General features: G+C 43.2%; 17 protein-coding genes and 1 tRNA gene. 14 read left to right on the top strand and 4 right to left on the bottom strand.

The window, feature by feature from the left end; genetic code table 11:
- Window positions 1-8: 8 nt before the first annotated feature.
- The 7 genes from rfaD (at window position 9) to ABIX36_RS07725 (ending at window position 6,103) form a co-directional block, all read left to right on the top strand.
- Complete coding sequence (gene rfaD, locus ABIX36_RS07755; RefSeq protein WP_348081595.1) at window positions 9-1,010, top strand: ADP-glyceromanno-heptose 6-epimerase; 1,002 nt, start codon at window positions 9-11, stop codon at window positions 1,008-1,010.
- 1 nt (window position 1,011) lies between these two features.
- Window positions 1,012-1,575 (top strand): D-sedoheptulose 7-phosphate isomerase, encoded by a 564-nt coding sequence (locus ABIX36_RS07750; protein WP_348081594.1) that lies wholly within the window; start codon window positions 1,012-1,014, stop codon window positions 1,573-1,575.
- A gap of 183 nt (window positions 1,576-1,758) precedes the next feature.
- Complete coding sequence (locus ABIX36_RS07745) at window positions 1,759-3,108, top strand: sugar transferase (protein ID WP_348081593.1); 1,350 nt, start codon at window positions 1,759-1,761, stop codon at window positions 3,106-3,108.
- Between the two features lie 3 nt (window positions 3,109-3,111).
- Window positions 3,112-3,906 (top strand): helical backbone metal receptor, encoded by a 795-nt coding sequence (locus ABIX36_RS07740; protein WP_348081592.1) that lies wholly within the window; start codon window positions 3,112-3,114, stop codon window positions 3,904-3,906.
- Window positions 3,907-3,993: 87 nt separating this feature from the next.
- Window positions 3,994-4,075, top strand: a tRNA-Leu gene (locus ABIX36_RS07735).
- A 181-nt stretch (window positions 4,076-4,256) separates the two neighbouring features.
- Window positions 4,257-4,448: a cold-shock protein gene (locus ABIX36_RS07730; RefSeq protein WP_348081591.1), complete on the top strand. Its 192-nt coding sequence runs from the start codon at window positions 4,257-4,259 to the stop codon at window positions 4,446-4,448.
- A gap of 107 nt (window positions 4,449-4,555) precedes the next feature.
- Window positions 4,556-6,103 carry a bifunctional GNAT family N-acetyltransferase/carbon-nitrogen hydrolase family protein gene (locus ABIX36_RS07725; protein WP_348081590.1) on the top strand — a complete coding sequence of 516 codons (1,548 nt, stop codon included), beginning with the start codon at window positions 4,556-4,558 and terminating at the stop codon, window positions 6,101-6,103.
- 107 nt (window positions 6,104-6,210) lie between these two features.
- On the opposite strand, the gene ABIX36_RS07720 is transcribed toward ABIX36_RS07725, so the two are convergent.
- Complete coding sequence (locus ABIX36_RS07720) at window positions 6,211-6,636, bottom strand: hypothetical protein (RefSeq protein WP_348081589.1); 426 nt, start codon at window positions 6,634-6,636, stop codon at window positions 6,211-6,213.
- 71 nt (window positions 6,637-6,707) lie between these two features.
- Window positions 6,708-6,878, bottom strand: a complete 171-nt coding sequence (locus ABIX36_RS07715; RefSeq protein ID WP_348081588.1) for a hypothetical protein — start codon at window positions 6,876-6,878, stop codon at window positions 6,708-6,710.
- A 215-nt stretch (window positions 6,879-7,093) separates the two neighbouring features.
- Between ABIX36_RS07715 and ABIX36_RS07710 the strand changes: the two genes are divergently transcribed.
- Together ABIX36_RS07710 and ABIX36_RS07705 are read left to right on the top strand one after the other, a co-directional pair.
- A complete protein-coding gene (locus ABIX36_RS07710; protein WP_348081587.1) occupies window positions 7,094-9,031 on the top strand; it encodes a sulfatase-like hydrolase/transferase in 1,938 nt (645 codons plus the stop codon).
- An 86-nt stretch (window positions 9,032-9,117) separates the two neighbouring features.
- Window positions 9,118-9,618 (top strand): cupin domain-containing protein, encoded by a 501-nt coding sequence (locus ABIX36_RS07705; RefSeq protein WP_348081586.1) that lies wholly within the window; start codon window positions 9,118-9,120, stop codon window positions 9,616-9,618.
- A 7-nt stretch (window positions 9,619-9,625) separates the two neighbouring features.
- Here the strand turns inward: ABIX36_RS07705 and ABIX36_RS07700 are convergent, their stop codons facing one another.
- The gene (locus tag ABIX36_RS07700; RefSeq protein ID WP_348081585.1) at window positions 9,626-10,633 is read right to left on the bottom strand and encodes an LLM class flavin-dependent oxidoreductase; all 1,008 of its coding nucleotides are present in this window, start codon (window positions 10,631-10,633) and stop codon (window positions 9,626-9,628) included.
- A 348-nt stretch (window positions 10,634-10,981) separates the two neighbouring features.
- On the opposite strand from ABIX36_RS07700, the gene ABIX36_RS07695 reads away from it, so the two are divergent.
- From ABIX36_RS07695 to ABIX36_RS07680, 4 genes are all read left to right on the top strand, one after another.
- Window positions 10,982-11,839, top strand: a complete 858-nt coding sequence (locus tag ABIX36_RS07695) for an RNA polymerase sigma factor RpoD/SigA (protein ID WP_128534940.1) — start codon at window positions 10,982-10,984, stop codon at window positions 11,837-11,839.
- Between the two features lie 209 nt (window positions 11,840-12,048).
- Window positions 12,049-12,480: a CBS domain-containing protein gene (locus ABIX36_RS07690; protein ID WP_348081584.1), complete on the top strand. Its 432-nt coding sequence runs from the start codon at window positions 12,049-12,051 to the stop codon at window positions 12,478-12,480.
- Between the two features lie 308 nt (window positions 12,481-12,788).
- Window positions 12,789-13,253, top strand: coding sequence for a DoxX family membrane protein (locus tag ABIX36_RS07685; RefSeq protein ID WP_348081583.1), 465 nt, complete (start codon window positions 12,789-12,791; stop codon window positions 13,251-13,253).
- 133 nt (window positions 13,254-13,386) lie between these two features.
- Window positions 13,387-14,880, top strand: a complete 1,494-nt coding sequence (locus tag ABIX36_RS07680; protein ID WP_348081582.1) for a M1 family aminopeptidase — start codon at window positions 13,387-13,389, stop codon at window positions 14,878-14,880.
- Window positions 14,881-14,927: 47 nt separating this feature from the next.
- Here the strand turns inward: ABIX36_RS07680 and ABIX36_RS07675 are convergent, their stop codons facing one another.
- A complete protein-coding gene (locus ABIX36_RS07675) occupies window positions 14,928-16,979 on the bottom strand; it encodes a PAS domain-containing protein (RefSeq protein WP_348081581.1) in 2,052 nt (683 codons plus the stop codon).
- Window positions 16,980-17,259: 280 nt separating this feature from the next.
- On the opposite strand from ABIX36_RS07675, the gene ABIX36_RS07670 reads away from it, so the two are divergent.
- Entirely contained in the window at window positions 17,260-17,511 is a 252-nt protein-coding gene (locus ABIX36_RS07670; protein ID WP_348081580.1) for a hypothetical protein, read from the top strand.
- Window positions 17,512-17,791: the final 280 nt, after the last annotated feature.

The raw sequence follows: 17,791 nt of genomic DNA, 5'->3' as shown, positions 1-17,791 counted from the left end.
TTATATAAATGGATAGTAATTCTGCAATTATAGTAACTGGCGCCGCAGGATTCATTGGGTCGTGCATGGTGCAGTACTTAAACGAGAAAGGTTTTAACAACCTTATTTTAGTAGATGATTTTGATACCCCAGGCAAACGAAGTAACTGGGAAGCAAAAAAATATTCGGAACTTATTGACAGGGAAGAGCTTTTCGGCTGGCTGGATCAGTACGAAGGCGATATCACCGCTATTATACACTTGGGCGCCCGTACCGATACTACCGAGTTCGACTACGCCGTACACCAAAAACTCAATGTAGACTACTCTACCGATGTTTGGAATTATTGTACTGCCAAGCAGGTGCCTTTAATATACGCTTCATCTGCTGCGACATATGGTGCCGGCGAATTGGGTTACGACGACAACCACGAGGTAGTGGAGGACCTGAAACCGCTGAACCCATACGGCATCAGCAAAAACGAATTTGATAAATGGGCGCTTAAACAGGAAGCACAACCACCAAACTGGACGGGGTTAAAATTCTTTAACATCTACGGCCCCAACGAGTATCATAAGGCCCGCATGGCCAGCGTGATATGGCACTCCTTTAACCAGATCAATAAAGACGGCGTGGTAAAGCTGTTCAAAAGTCATCGTGATGATTTTGAGGACGGGCAACAGCTTCGCGATTTTGTTTACGTGAAAGATTTGCTAAAAGTAATGTACTGGATGACCGTAACCATGGTTGACGGCCAATGGAACGAAAGCCAAAACGGGCTTTATAATTTAGGTACCGGCGAGGCACGCAGCTTTTACGACCTGGTTGCCGCCACCTTTAGCGGCCTGGATAAAGAAACGGTAGTGCAGTTTATTGATATGCCGATAGATATCCGCGACAAGTATCAATATTTTACCGAAGCCAACATGCAAAAACTGCACGCGGCCGGTTACAACGATAAATTTTACACACTGGAAGAAGGCGTAGACGATTATGTGCGCAACTATCTATCAACACAAGCATTTTACTAAGATGGAACAATATATCACTTCGCTTTTTGAAGAACATATAGAGGTAGCGCAAAAAACACTCGCGCACTTAAAAGATGATATCGCAAAAGCAGCCGAAATTGTAGTAGCCTGCAGCAAGAGCGGCAAAAAAGTATTGCTATTTGGCAATGGCGGCAGCGCTGCTGATGCCCAGCACATCGCCGCTGAATTTATAGGCAGGTTTGTGAAAGAACGCCGCTCGCTGCCGGCAATAGCGCTTACAACAGATACCTCGGCTTTAACGGCTATCAGTAACGATTATGGGTTCGATCGCGTGTTTGAGCGACAGGTGGAAGGGTTTGCAGTTGCAGGCGATGTACTGATCGGGATCTCTACCAGCGGCAACAGCCCAAATGTGATAAAGGCGCTTTTAAAGGGTAAAGAAGCTGGCTGCAAAACCATAGGGCTATCCGGCAGGGATGGCGGCGAGATGAACAACTGCTGCGATATAAACATTGTGATACCGTCAAATGTAACGGCCCGCGTACAAGAAATGCATATCCTGATAGGACATATTATATGCGGCGCAGTAGACGACGCTTTTTAAGCGGGCATACAATATTTTACATAAGTAAAATGCAGCAGGTTAATTGCCCCTTCAAATATTCTTGATTAAGATTTTGGCATTGTTTTAGTAATATAATTGTTAACAATTATTAATCACCCCATTTTTTGTAATAAATTGTTATAAAAAATGTACTTTTGCAATATCTTACCAGGATAAATATCTATGACAACACGCTACTCTAAACACCTTCCGGGGTTTGTTTTTTTGAGTGATCTACTGCTGCTAAACGTTGCGCTGTATAATTCTCACTTCATCAAATTCAACACTTTTCGTCCGGAGAATACATCTGTAACTTTTATTCTATTAGTGAATATAGCGTGGGTGGTGGTTTCTGCCTTGTCAAGAAGTTTTTATGTATTCAGGCCCTTGCTTCTTAGAGATAACATCAACAAGTTTTTGCTTACGCTTATTTATCATCTGCTTTGCGTTTTCGGAATCATTTATTTCTTCAAAATATTTAATATCTCCCGCGCTGAAGTAATGCTTAGCTATAGCATATTCTTTATATTGGTAGTTGCGCAAAGATCGGCACTGTTCTTTTTTCTGGACTATATTCGTAAAAAAGGATACAATCATCGCCAGATAGTTATTATTGGCGATCAAAACATAGCGCAAAGGCTGGTGAGATCTTTTTCTCAGCATCCGGAGTATGGTTACGACCTGAATGATTTTATATCGGAAGAACAAATGGCCGGCATGACCGAAGATGCCCTAATGCAACTACTCATAGAGAAAGGCCCTAACGAGATATTCATTTGCTACAAACAAATGAATACCGAACTGTTAAACCGCCTTGTTAAAATGGGAGATACATACCTGATAAAAATAAAGGTGGTGTCTGATCTTATTTTGAGTAATAATTATGCGCAGCTGGTAAACTACGATAATGTGCCGGTTCTGCATTTAAATTCACATCCCGAGATAGGTTTAAAAATAAGGCTTTTGAAAAGAAGCTTCGATATATTGTTCTCCACTACGGTAATGGTAACAGGGGCACCAGTGTTTTTTGTATTATACACCATAACCAAGCTTACTTCTAAAGGTCCGGCCTTTTTCCGTCAGGAACGTATAGGTAAAAACGAAAAACCATTTTACATATACAAATTCCGTAGCATGCGTGTTAATGCCGAGTTGGCAGGCCCGCAACTATCAAAGGATAACGACCCGCGCATCACCAAATGGGGAATGATTATGCGTAAAGCACGCCTTGATGAATTGCCACAATTTTGGAATGTATTGAAAGGTGATATGTCGGTTGTTGGGCCACGGCCAGAACGCCAGTACTACATTGAGCAAATTGTTGAGAAAACACCAAGCTATAGGAAACTGCTTCGCGTAAAACCAGGATTGACCTCCATTGGCCAGGTGCATTACGGTTATGCCGAGAACGTTGACCAGATGTGTGATCGTGTACGTTACGATCTGCTTTACCTGCAAAATATCAGCCTTAATTCAGACTTGAACATCATCCTGAAGACCGTTAAGGTGATGGTACAAGGTAAAGGTAAATAACCCATGCCCGTATTTTACGACCAGCTGAACAGGGCTGTTTCGGTACCTGCTTTTCCAAAAAGAATAATCTCCATAGTTCCGTCGCAAACGGAACTATTCTTTTATATGGGCTTAGGTGATGAAATAGCAGGCATTACCAAATTCTGTATCCACCCGGCAGCTAAAGTATTACAGGTGCCCAAAATAGGGGGCACTAAGCAACTTAACCTGGAAGCTATCCATCGGTTACGCCCCGATCTTATCATCGCTAATAAGGAAGAAAATGAACAGAGCCAGGTAGAAGAGCTGATGAAGCATTACCCGGTTTGGATCAGCGATATCCAAGATCTGCCGGGGGCAATGCAAATGATAAGCGGTATTGGCGCTATAACCGGCAGGGTAGAAGAGGCCTCACGGCTTAATGCTATCATCCGGCAACGCTTTGATGAACTAAAAACACCGGCGGCAACCATTAGCACTGCTTATTTTATCTGGCGCAAACCGTACATGGCGGCTGGTAAAGAAACTTTTATTGATTGTATGCTGCAGCAATGCGGGTTTGAAAATGTGTTTAGCCAAACCCGTTATCCAGAAATAACAGCAGAAGCGTTGATAGCCGCCCACCCCGAATTAGTGTTGCTATCATCCGAACCGTACCCATTTGCAGAAAAACATATAGCTGAGATCAGCGCGCTGTTACCCAATGCCCGCGTTTTGCTGGTTGATGGGGAGATGTTTTCGTGGTATGGAAGCCGCTTACTGGAGGTGCCGGCCTATTTTACAGGCCTTGTAGAAAGCATAGGTAAATTTAAAAGCTAACAAATGAGGCAGATAGCTAAAAAACCAAAATTGTGTTTTAATATTTATCAATAAAAGCTATCTTTGCACACTCTAAAAAACCAAAACGCGGAAGTGGCGTAATTGGTAGCCGCACCAGACTTAGGATCTGGCGCCGCGAGGCGTGGGGGTTCGAGTCCCTTCTTCCGCACTAAGTTTAAAAGCCGTTAACCGAAAAAGTTAACGGCTTTTTTTATTCAATGAATTTATTTCGCCCCGCCAAAATCCACTCTCTCTGAATATGTTATGCTGGGCGCTTCTAAGTAATTCAACAAAAAGCCAGATATTCCATTATTTATGCGTACCTTGTAGACTTATTTTAAATTAATATAATGCAACAAGGAACAGTAAAATTTTTTAATGAAGCTAAGGGTTTCGGATTCATCACACCTAACGACGGTGGCAGCGAAATCTTTGTTCATTCTTCAGGTCTGATCGACAACATTCGCGAAAATAGCGTTGTTGATTATGATGTTGAACAAGGCCGTAAAGGCCCTAATGCCGTAAATGTAAAAGTAGCTTAATACCTATTATAAATTTATTGTAAAGCATTCTCCAAATGGGGGGTGCTTTTTTTTTACTTAATTTTGATGGTCATTTATATACTAATAACCAGGAATAGTTACCAAAAATGGAAAAAGAAACAAAGAACGAAGACTTAAAGATAGAACTGCGCACACTCACTAAAGATGATTACCTGGGCTTAAAATCATCCATGATGGAAGCCTATTCGGACTGGGCCGGGGCGTCCGTTTGGGGAGAGACACATATTAGCAAACTGGTGGAGATATTCCCGGAAGGGCAGATCTGTATATTAGTAAACGGTGCCATAGCAGGATGTGCCTTATCGTTAATAGTAGATTACGATCAGTTTGGAGATAATCACACGTATGGTCAAATTACCGGAAACTATACGTTCTCTACCCATAACCCTAAAGGAGACGTACTATATGGTATCGACTTTTTTGTACATCCTGATTTTCGCGGTATGCGCATAGGGAGAAGGCTTTATGATGCCCGGAAGGAAATATGTGAAAGGCATAACCTGAGAGCCATTATTGCAGGCGGGCGGATCCCTAACTATAAAGATTATGCCGGCGAACTTAGCCCCAAGCAATACCTGGAGAAAGTTAAAGGAAAAGAAATACACGACTCCACTTTGTCATTTCAACTCGCTAATGATTTTCACGTAAGAAAGATTTTAAAGGGCTATCTACCCGGCGATACTCAATCTCTCGAATACGCGTCGTTGTTAGAGTGGAACAACATTTACTATAATGAAGAGGCGGTACATATCAATTCTAAAAAGTCTGTTATCAGATTAGGATTGGTACAATGGGAAATGAGGCCGTTCCCGAGCCTGGACTCGTTGTGCGAGCAGATAGAGTTTTTTGTTGATGTGGTGAGCGACTATCAGAGCGACTTTGTCTTGTTTCCTGAACTGTTTAACGCGCCTTTAATGACCGCTTACAATCATTTAAGCGGAGCGGAGGCTATGAGAGAAATAGCGAAGTTCACAATTCCCCTACGTGACAAGTTTATGGAGTACGCTATCAGCTATAACATCAACATTATCACCGGCAGCATGCCTTATATGGAAGACGGGGTTTTGCGGAACGTTGGTTTTCTTTGCCGAAGGGACGGCTCTTACGAGATGTACGGAAAAATACACCTAACGCCTGCGGAAAAAAGTGCCTGGGGTATGGTAGGTGGCGATTCACTGGCTACTTATGATACAGATTGCGGGAAGATAGGGATATTGATTTGTTATGACGTAGAATTTCCGGAGCTGCCCCGCTTGTTGGCCGAACAGGGTATGCAGATTCTTTTTGTACCTTTTATGACCGATACACAGAACGGGTACACGCGGGTACGCTGCTGTGCACAGGCACGGGCTATTGAGAATGAATGTTATGTAGCCATAGCCGGAAGCGTGGGCAATTTGCCAAAAGTACACAACATGGATATCCAGTATGCGCAATCGGCGGTTTTTACGCCATCTGATTTTTCTTTTCCGAGTAACGGCATTAAGGCCGAAGCTACGCCGAATGCAGAGATGACGCTGATTGCCGATGTTGACGTAGACCTGCTAAAGGAGTTGCATAGTTTTGGAGCTGTAAGAAACTTGAAGGACAGGAGGCTTGATCTTTATAAACTAATGATCAAGACTAAAAAATAAATGGTTAGAGTTTTCTTCATAGTCACGTGAGTTGAATAAAATAACTCAAGCGGTTCTAAAAAAACCCTTCTTCCGCACTTAAGTTTAAAAGCCGCTAACTTTTTCAGTTAACGGCTTTTTTTGTTGGCCTCATTCCTTAACGTTTTTATTTTCTCAAGTTCTAAAACGTCAACCTGATCTTTAGGGCGATTAACGGCTCTTTTATTTGCGATTAATTGATCGATATGCAAAAACGGTACATGTATTCCATCCAGGTCGGCAATAGAGGCTATTTCGAGGCATTGCTCAAAAGTATAATCGTCCAACCCCTTCATCTTTGTCATGACATCCAGTTCTATTATTTGGCCGATATAGAAACTTGTCCATCCGGGTATGAATTCCATTGTTTCAAGGGAGGGAAAGTCGCCATAACCAAGGTTTACGAATGATTTTCGCAAATTTCCCCGATTAACCGGATTATCATCCAGCCAAAGGTCTAAATCATCAGTACTGCGGTTAAAGCCATGAAAACGGGTTGCGAAACCACCAACCATAATATACCTCAGTGATTATTATTCAGGGAGCGCCAAAATTTCAGCAGTTCATCATCCAAAATATCCATAAGTTATTTATGGCGGATGATAGCCTTTTTGAGCAATAGATTGGTACGAAGCATTTGTGTAAACAAGCGAAATTTTTCCATATCGGGTCTTTCGATATCCCTTTTTAGTCGCTCGCTTTCATTAATAAGTGTCAAACTTTCAGCTGTGGGCAAAGTTTTTTCCTGCTGTTTCATGATACACTAAGTTACAATTTATAATGGAATATGTTAAACTGATTAATTAGGCCCGGAGTGATTTACCTAATGATTTACTGGCCTGGAGTTTGAGTCCCTTTCCACACTAAGTTTAAAAGCCAAAACAATGGCTTAACCCTGACTTAACAATTATCTGCTTTTCATTACCTTCGTTTCCGTCAACCGGCAGCTATATAAGGAAAAGCGCTACACCAATGGATCCCAAATTCAGACCGACCGAATATAAAGCACTTTTATACCGCCTCTTTTTAGGCTATCTTTTCTACTTTATCGCAAGGGTATTGTTCTTCGCTTTTAACACCAACCTGCTTGCGGTGGATGATCTGGGCACCTTGCTAAAACTATGTTACTATGGGGTAGCCTTTGATACCGCCGCGCTGATGTATATCAACATCCTGTTCATCGTATTAAGCATTCTCCCGCTAACCATCAATACTAAGCCAGCTTACCAAAAGGGGCTATGCATTTTGTACTTCGTAACCAACTTTCTGACTTACGCCACCAGCTTTATCGATATTATTTATTACCGTTTCAGCCAGGTACGCTCTACCAGGGCCACGCTGGATGTGGTATCGCAGGAAAGTAATAAGGAAGCGCTTGCCAGTCATTTTGCCTTTGCTTACTGGTATGTAATTGTTATTTACTTTTTATGCTGCGTTTTGTGGGTTTGGCTGTATAAACGTGTACAACTTAAGCCTGTTAATGTTAAGCCTGGCTGGGTTTATTTCGCTTCGTCTATAGCGGTTTTGCTCGTCGCCGTTGCCCTCATAATTGGCGGTATACGGGGTGATTTTAAACACAGTACGCGCCCCATTAATATGGTGGATGCTTACAAACACGTTACCGTCCCCAACCAGGGCGATGTGGTGCTGAATACACCCTTTGCTATTTTCCGTACACTTAACAGCAACAATTTTAAGCTGCAGCATTTTACCGATGAAGCTTACATTGATAGTAATATTAAACCCATAAAACAATATAATAGTCACCCGGCTTCAAAACCAAATGTGGTGATCATCATATTAGAGAGCATGGCCCGCGAGTACTGGGGCAGCATGAATCGAGGCACCGCGATAGCCGATTTTAAATCGTACACGCCGTTTTTAGATTCGCTGAGCGATAACAGCCTCATCTTCACCAATGCCTATGCTAACGGCCGGCAGTCCATCCATGGCATGTCCTCGGTTTTGGCGGGGATACCGTCATTTCAAACAGCCTTTACTTCTTCACCCTATGCCAAGCAGAAGATAGCGTCTATCGTTTCGGTGTGTGATAGCCTGGGTTATCAAACTGCCTTCTTCCATGGCGCTGCCAATGGGTCGATGGGTTTCCAGGGCTTTGGCAGCATTTTGGGCTTTAAAAACTATTACGGCCGTACAGAATATAATAACGACAAGGATTTTGACGGCATCTGGGGCATCTGGGATGAGCAGTTCTTTCAGTTTATGGGCAAAACTCTTGGCACACAAAAACAGCCCTTTATGGCCACGCTGTTCACGCTATCCTCGCACGACCCGTACCAACTGCCGGAAAAGTATAAAAAGCGTTTCACCGGCGGGCCGTTGCCGATACACAAAACCGTGCAATATTCTGATAACGCGCTACGCTTGTTTTTCAATTATGCCAAAAGCCAACCCTGGTACAACAATACCATTTTTGTAATAACTGCCGACCATACAAGCCAAACCCACTACCCCGAATACAGCAAGGCGATCAACCGGTTTGCGGTACCTGTATTATTCTACAGCGCCAACCCGGTCTATGCGCTAAAGGGCACCCGTACCGATCTCGCTTCGCAAATGGATATATATCCATCGGTTGCCGATCTGATAGGCTACAACAAACCGTTCCGTTCCTGGGGGAGGAGCCTAATAAGCAACCTGCCGGCAGAAACACCGCGGGTGATCAATTCTACCGGTAATATTTACCAGTTTATGCAGGGCAATTACACTTATTTGTTTGATGGAAAAACCATCACCGGAATTTTTGCAGCGGCCGATAAAGGACTGGCAAAAAACCTGATGACGGGCGAACTAAGCCCCGAAATGCAAAAAGGCATGATGGATTGCAAAGCATTCATACAGGATTATGCCGATAGGGTGGTGAATAAAAAGCTGAACTCGTCGCGTTAATACCGAAATATTACCCCGAAAGTATTCCGGCTATTAACTTAAACTAATAGGCATTTACATTTGTTACAGTAATCTATATCAACACTATGGAAAACGAAAAAAAGGCACCAAAAACTTTAGGAGCAACAGATAGCGAAACCCTTTCGGTAATGGGCGGTAACTATCGCATACTGGCATCGGGCAAAGAAACAGGTGGTGCGTTTGCTACCATCGAAATGATGGTACCACCCGGAGGCGGCCCAGGTCCGCATGCTCATCCCCAATTTGAAGAATCTTTTTACATTGTAGACGGCGAAGTCGAGGTAAAATCAGAAGCATCTACCTACATCGCTGCAAAAGGCGCGTTTGTGAGCATACCCAAAGGTGGCATTGTGCACGGCTTTAAAAACAAAAGCGATAAAATGGCTCATTTGCTTTGTATGGTTGTCCCTGCCGGATTGGAGGAAATGTTTTTAGAAATGGGGCAGCCGGTAAAATCGGGCGAATTTTTACCGCCGCCAACAATGGATCCGGAGACCGCCAAAAAGATGGCAGCCGTAGCCGAAAAGTATGGACAAAAACTCTTCCCGCCCGATTATTTGGGATAAACGCTCATTAGTTGCCCTTCATCACCTCCGCAAATATATCGTATGAGCGCAGCCTCGCCTGGTGATCAAAAATATGCGAGGTTACCATTACTTCATCAATATTGGTTAGTTCCACAAATGCCTGCATTTTGTTTTTTACAGTCTCGGGGCTACCAAAAATGGAGTAAGCCAACATTTGTTCTACGGCTTCCTGTTCAAAATAATTCCAGGCACCGTCCATGGTATCAATAGGAGGTGGCAGCAATTGCCTTTTACCTGTTACCACACCCTTTATAAATTGCTGAACCGATGTTGCCAAACGATTTGCTTCCGCGTCGGTATCAGCCGCTACTACGTTGATGCAGCTTATTACATAAGGTTCATCCAAAAACTCCGACGGCTTAAAGTTTTGGCGGTAAAGTTCTATCGCTTCTAAAAAATGAGCAGGGGCAAAGTGACTGGCAAAAGCATATGGCAAACCTTTCGCGGCTGCTAAACGCGCGCTATCGGTGCTGGAACCCAAGATCCAAATAGGGATCTCCAAACCTTCGCCCGGGATTGCGCGAACCTTGCTGTCCACGTTATCGGCAGAAAAATAAGTTTGCAGCTTCTCCACATCCCTCGGAAAGTTAAAAGCGGCGTTCATATTCTCGCCGCGGATGGCAAGCGCCGTAAGCTGGTCGCTGCCCGGCGCACGGCCAAGGCCTAAATCAATTCTACCGGGATATAACGAGGCCAGTGTGCCAAATTGCTCCGCTACTACAAGCGGTGCGTGGTTGGGCAGCATTACGCCACCCGAGCCAACCCGGATGCTTTTTGTGCCGCCGGCAATATAGCCAATAAGTATAGCAGGGGCCGAACTGCCTACGTTCATCATGTTATGGTGTTCGGCAAACCAATAGCGGGTATAGCCCCATTCCTCGGCAAGCCGGGCCAGTGCAAGGCTGTTGGGAAAGGTATCAATAGGCGTTTTGCCTTCTACAACGGTAGCAAGGTCGAGTACGGAGTAGAGTATGTTTGATAATGTAGATGACATAATTTTTATTTATCAAATCAAAATTACATCTTACGGGTTGTAACAATTGTCAACAAACTATAAATGACTTTACATACACATAGTTAATAACATCGTGTGAATAAATTATAAGTGTTTGTTTTACACTGTAACTACAAATCTTTGTGTATCTTCGCAGATTGATTTGGAGCAGCGAAACACAAACACTTCTTAATTTAGGTTTATATATTAAACATTACAAACTTTTGCTCTTTTCGTTTATGAGTACAACTTATCTCCGAATCGCTCAATACATTTTTTCTTTTTTTATTTCTTTTTCACTTGCCAATACAGCTTTAATATTGGCTTAACAGTTGAACATTTTTTTATATGAGACAGCTTAAGATATCACAATCCATTACAAATCGCGAATCGCAATCTCTGGATAAATACCTTACCGAGATTGGCAAAGTAGACCTTATTACCGCACAGGAAGAGGTTATACTGGCACAGAAGATCCGCGAGGGCGACCAGGCCGCTTTAGAACGTTTAACAAAAACAAACCTGCGCTTTGTGGTATCCGTTGCAAAACAATATCAAAACCAGGGGCTTACCTTAGGCGATTTAATTAACGAAGGCAACCTGGGCTTAATAAAAGCAGCAAGACGTTTTGATGAGACAAAAGGCTTTAAATTTATCTCTTACGCCGTGTGGTGGATCCGCCAGTCGATCTTATCGGCCGTTGCAGAGCAAAGCCGTATAGTACGTTTACCATTGAACCAAATTGGTTCGCTAAGTAAAATAAACAGGTCTGCTTCTAAATTAGAGCAAACTTTGGAGCGCCAGCCAACTCCGGAAGAATTGGCCGAAGACCTGGAAACTACCACCGAGCGAATCTCTGATTCGTTATCAAATTCAGGTCGCCAGGTTTCTATGGACGCGCCTTTTATTACCGGCGAAGAAAACACCCTGCTTGATGTTTTGCAAAGTACTGATGCAAGCACAGATAGTGAACTGATGACCGATTCCCTTTCACAGGAGATAAAACGCTCGCTGAATATTTTAGCAGAACGCGACAGGCAGGTTATTGTATTGTTCTTCGGTTTGAATAACAATGCAGCTCATTCTTTAGAAGAGATAGGCGAAAAATACAGCCTGACCCGCGAACGTGTTCGCCAGATAAAAGACAAAGCGCTGATGCGTTTAAGGCAAAATTCAAAAGCGAACTTATTGCAATCTTATTTGTAATATAACGCCGCCCAATAAAAAAAGCCCCGACTTATTTTAAGTTGGGGCTTTTTGCTTTAGGAAAAATCTTACCATATTTTCCCGCGCACCTACAAAGTGTAAGCTGATGTAAAATAAAAACACGGCGTATTTATTATTTAATAACACCAACCTATTGTTTTTAAAATAGTTATTCGTAAATTCATAAACCCAAATAAACCTGTTATTTTATGAAAAGCGTAAAACACATCTTAGCCCGTAAGGGTAGTGCGGTTATTGCCGTACCTGCCGATACCACTGTATTAAATGTGCTTAAACTTATGGCCGAAAAAAACATCGGCTCGGTGGTGGTTACTGATAATGGCCAGTACATAGGGCTTGTTACCGAGCGCGATTACGCCCGTAAAATAATACTGATGGGCAAACATTCTGATGAGACAACAGCCGGCGATATCATAAGCACAAACCTGCCGCATGTTACGCCAAAATCGTCGGTAGAAAGCTGTATGATCATCATGAGCGAGAACAACATTCGTTACCTGCCTGTGTTTGACGACGCTGATAGCCTTTGCGGTATCATATCCATCAACGATGTGGTGTACGAAACCATCCACTCGCAACAGGAAACCATAGAGCAGCTGCACAGCTACATCCATCAATAGGGCGCGGGCCTGATCGGTTATTTATGGTAAATGAGGGTTTTGGCACCGCCGGGGCTTTCAATCTGCGTTTTAGCCTTAATAGCCATTACCCGCTGTACAATATCAAATAAAACCAGTTAAAAGATGGAGAGATGCAATTGCTGAAAATTACCCCCCCCGGCTAATGCAACGTCCGGTTTAACGCCTTCGATACAAGGCGTTTATTGGTTTTAAGTCATCAAAAAAGAACAATAATTTATTTTAATTTCAGTTTTATTTGTTGTAACTTCATTATTACCAATTATTAACATTCTTAAAAAGGAGGCATCATGAATATGGTCCAAAAAGTAGAACATTGGGGTGATCTTCATCATCCGAGGTGGCTGGATATTGTACGTATTTTTCTGGGGTTGATCATTTTTACTAAGGGCGTAATTTTCATTAGTAGTACAGGCGTGCAACAGGACTGGATCTTCCAGAACAAAACCTTTGGTGGTTTGGGCCTGATGGCTGTAGTGCTGATACATATTATTGCCTTTGTACATGTAATAGGAGGGCTGCTGATACTAACGGGGTTGCTTACCCGCATGGTGGTGGTTATGCAGATGCCCATTGTTTTAGGCGCCATATTTTTTGTGAACATCACCAAAGGCTTATCGTTCATGAACACCGAACTATGGCTATCCATCATCGTTTTCATGCTGCTGGTATTGTTTTGGATAGTGGGCTCGGGCAAGTTTTCGGCAGATAACTGGATCCGCGAAACAAATGACCACCAACACCGACACAGATAAAACACCCAAATAGAATAACGAACCCGGATGCCATAAGCATACGGGTTTTGTTTTTTATAGAGGTGACACGGTTCAGTTAGCAATCCTTCAAATCAGGCGCTATTTTCATAAATTGCGGTCATATCTATAGCTCATGACCCGATCTCTACTCGCCACTTGCCTGCTTCTCGCTATAACGTTATTTGCAAACGCTCAAACCAAAAGCATACAACCTGCTGCCTACTTAAATTATCACCTGGGTTGGGACGGAACCTCATCACTGCTAAAAGTCAGCCTCGATTATACGCCTGCAACCAAAGACAGTACCGTATTTATTTACGGTGACCTAAAATTTGGCGGGCAGAAGGAGATCTTTAAAGTATTGCAAAATATCGAGACCACTGACAAAATAAAACTCACACCCACCGAAAGGAAAATTACGGTGTACCATACCGATGGTGGGCCTAAAAAGATAAGTTATACCATTAACGGACAGCTGGTTGGTAACCCAAAGCGTGCAACGCTGGATGAATTATTCAGGCCCCTGATAACGCCGAATCTGTTATACCTGGTGCCGCAGTTTTTCATGATCAACCCTGTGGGGCATCCTGCAGCGGCTGCAACTATCCAATGGGATTCGTTCCCGCCCGGGTTACCGTACTTCATTTCAACCGCCGCGGGTACGGCACCTAACGTAAAACAAAGCATACCGCTAAACAAACAGCAGGATGTGCTTATCCTGATGGGGGCAGACCTAATAATTGATACCTATAAAGTGCATGGCATCCCTTATTACGCCATTACTTCTAAAGCTGATACCCTGAATAACTTAAAGGCCGACCTGGAGCCCTTTTTTAAGGATTACTTTCCCGGACTGCGCAATTTCTGGAAAGACGACAATGCACCCTATTACTATATCAGTGTATTACCCTTACTATCTATCGACAAACCCTGGGCAACGGGTTATAGTCAGAAACATGGCTTTGTGATGCGATACTCCGGGAAATTCGACAATAATAAAAAGCGGGTACTTGCACACGAAACCTCACATGCCTGGATAGGAAACAGTATGCAAATTGGTAACGACGAGTTCGACAACCAATGGTTTGGTGAAGGCTTTAACGATTATGTTACCATGATCAACCTCGTAAGTTCGGGCATACAGGATAAGGCCGCGTTTTTAGATTACGTAAATAACGATAATTTGCTGGCGCACTACAGCAGCAAGGTAAAAAATGCGCCGAACGATTCCATCGCCGCGAAGTTTTGGGTGGATAAAAACTATCAAACCCTGCCGTATAAACGAGGTTTTATTTACGCGTTCTATTTCGACAACCAGATCCGCCTTGCGTCTGGTGGCAAAAGGTCGATACGGGACTTTCTGCTCGCGTTATTTAAGATAAACCAGCAGATACACACTGCAAACCCGACGGCGAATTTAACTTTGAATGATTACATAAAAACAGCTTCAAGGTTTATCCCCGAAAAGAAGGTAAGGCATCAACTACAAACCAACCTGATAGCCGGCAACGCCCTCGACTTTAAAAAAATCAAACTGATATCCGGTTTCAAGATAGACTATCGGGATAGCATTCCTGTATTGATGATAAGTAGAACGACTAACTTGCGAAAGATCTACTCGAAGTAAGAATGAAATTGCACCAGGTGTACGTATGTTTTAAAAAGAATTGATTTTCAATTGAACAAAGAATTCCTTTCATCAATTAACGACGAGATGTCAATATTAAGCGCCGTATTTTCCCTTTTTTCATGATAAACACGATTCAACTCCAGAATAAATTTGTTCATTTCGTCTGAGATCAGGTGCAGTTTCTCCGAAAGCTCCTTAATTTCCTCCTCGCTAAATTCATTATCAGAAATTAGCGCGGTTATGCCCATCATAGAAGCGATAGGCCTGCGAATAACATGCGCGATATCAAAAATGATCTGCTCAATAGATACGATGTAGTCCACAAGCGGCGTAATATCGCTTATAGCTCCATACCACAATATCTTCCCATTCGTGCTTTTTTCGGAAACAGCCTGCATCCAGCGCCAACTTACATGGCTATTTATAACTACTCGGTATTGAAAACTAATTATAGCCCCCGTCAGCCAGGCTGCCCTCATCGCTTCATCAAATTTAGCCTTATCATCATCGTGCACTATTTCCCTTATTTTAGTAGGGTCTGTGGCCGGGTTCTCCGGATTGTGCGAATGGTTCAATCTATCCGTTCCACGGTTGCAAAAGATGATGTTGGTTTGCCCGCTCTCCTCAATTTCAAACATATACGTATCCCCCGGAACCTGGCTGGTGATCTTTTTTATCAATTGTTCACTTTCCCTGGTTTTTTCCTCCGCTTTTATCCGTTCAGAAATATCGGTGTGGGTACCCAGGCTTACATTGGTTATATTTCCATTATTGTCGTGCAGTCTCCTGGCACGAGACCAGATCCAAACCCAGTCGCCGTTCTGATGGCGCATCCGGAAAAAACTTTCATATAACTCTGTTGTGCCACCCATTAAAAAGTCATCGAAGATCTTTACAGCACGTTCGCGATCATCCGGATGGAGCCGCTCTACCCAGGACATGCCCTGTGTATCCTCCCAAACGCCATCGGGCCTGTCCAGGCCAAGCATCGCGAAATATTGTGCACTGTACCACACCCGTTGCGTATCCAGATCGTACTCCCACGCGCCGGTATTTGAAACCGCGATAATAGATTTATAGCGTTCCTCACTTGCCCTTAGTTTCTCCAGGGCTTCTTTCTTCCGTGTAATATCGCGGTTGATGGACATATACTGGTATACATTTCCTTCGTCATTCAAAAACGGCACAATGGTGGTATCTACCCAATACAAGGAGCCATCCTTTGCCTTATTGCAAAATTCTCCCCTGTAAAACTTCCCTTCCTGCATGGCAATTCCTAACTCGGTGAAGTACTCAGTTGGGTGGTAACCCGACCAGAGAACGCTATGCTCTTTGCCTAATAATTCTTCGGGGCTGTATTTGCTGATCTTACAGAAATTCTCGTTCACAAAAGTAAAGGAGCCGTCCACATCAGAGATCGCTACAATAGAAGAAATATCTAAGGCATACTTATAATCTTTCAGTTCTTTTTCCCGTTCTCTAAGATCATGAACGGTTTGGTCCGTTACCGCTTCCGCTTCTTTCCGCTTTATAATTTGGCGTTGCAGTGAAATTAAACTGGTGCGCAGGTGATTGATAGCGTAATACTGCAATACAAGGACGGTACCAAAAGGAATAATGGCGCTAAACCAGCGGCTGATAGGATCATGTACTACTGTAGCGGCCGGCAAATGACCGGTTACCTCCAGGTAGGCCAGTCCCAAGTCCGTAGCAATCGTTAATAAGCCGATGATCAACCCACCTCTGCGGCCAAGTAAAAACCCGGCGGTGAGTACCACGCTCATTTGCGATAGAATGCCCGGTGCAAAGATCCCTCCGGCGGAGTAACAGGGAATAGTAATGTATAGCCACAGCATAACAGTTAGCGACCAACTTGCAGTGCGGGTGCGCCCAAGATGGTTCAGGGTAAGGTTAAAGGCGGCTATAAAAAGGGTGATACTCATTAATAACACCCATCGCAACCACAATTGAGGGAAATAAAAGAACTCTATAAAAACAACCAATCCGGTTACCATCAACCAAATAATGGCCAACGCGTAAACCATATAGCTTTGATAGTTCTTTTCTTTGTCGGGTGCCAGGAAGATGTTGTTCATAAAAGCGATTTAGGTGAACCAGGAGCATCCGGAGAGAAGGGGTGTATCTCGCGGTAAGCTACCTCATAAATAAATAAATGTACATAACTTATTTAAATAATAACATTGCATTTAATAATTCAACAGCCAGGTACCGAATCATTCAACTTTTTCCGCCCATCCGGGGGAGGATTAATTTATCGAGACCCGTCAGCGCGGACGCTGACAAACATTTACAGTCAGGCGGGGAAGCCGTAAGTTATGGTACCTTCCCGCAGCTGAATGCTATGCCAATTCGCTAATGGCACAGAAAAAAACGAACGAAGCTACTGCCGTTTATTTACTGAACTACAATAAATATCCTTCTGTATTTGTCACTAATTATAGTTTAGCCAAAATGTATGCAGAGAGCAAGCAAAAAGCAAAGGCTATAAAATTCGCCAAATCTGCACTGCAACTCGCAAATAACGAAACACAGAAATCGATGACAGAAAGTTTGATTAAAGAGCTGGGGGGGGGTGATGATGAAAATAGATATAAGCTAATACAATAAGTCTTTAGCCGGGTTGGTATTATACTTTACACGGCTTAAATGAAGGTGATGCAGTTATAACACCAACCAAGGGCTGAATTATTTATTAAACCCGTCAGCGTGGACGCCTGACGGAGCGGGGGAATCAACTACCTTTCGTCTTTTTCTCACGAATTGAGGGTGTAAAATAAACTGTGTCAAAGTGTAATTAATTACCTTTAACATAGTTTAAGATGAAACAAGAAGAGTCGCTCGAGTACGAGCAAATGAAAAAGAAAGCCCTGGAGCAGCTTCGCTCGGG

Origin of the sequence: Mucilaginibacter sp. (assembly GCF_039925265.1) — a bacterium.
GTDB lineage: Bacteria > Bacteroidota > Bacteroidia > Sphingobacteriales > Sphingobacteriaceae > Mucilaginibacter.
The sequence above is the reverse complement of the archived record's forward strand: the minus strand, read 5'-3'. Positions and strand labels throughout refer to the sequence as shown.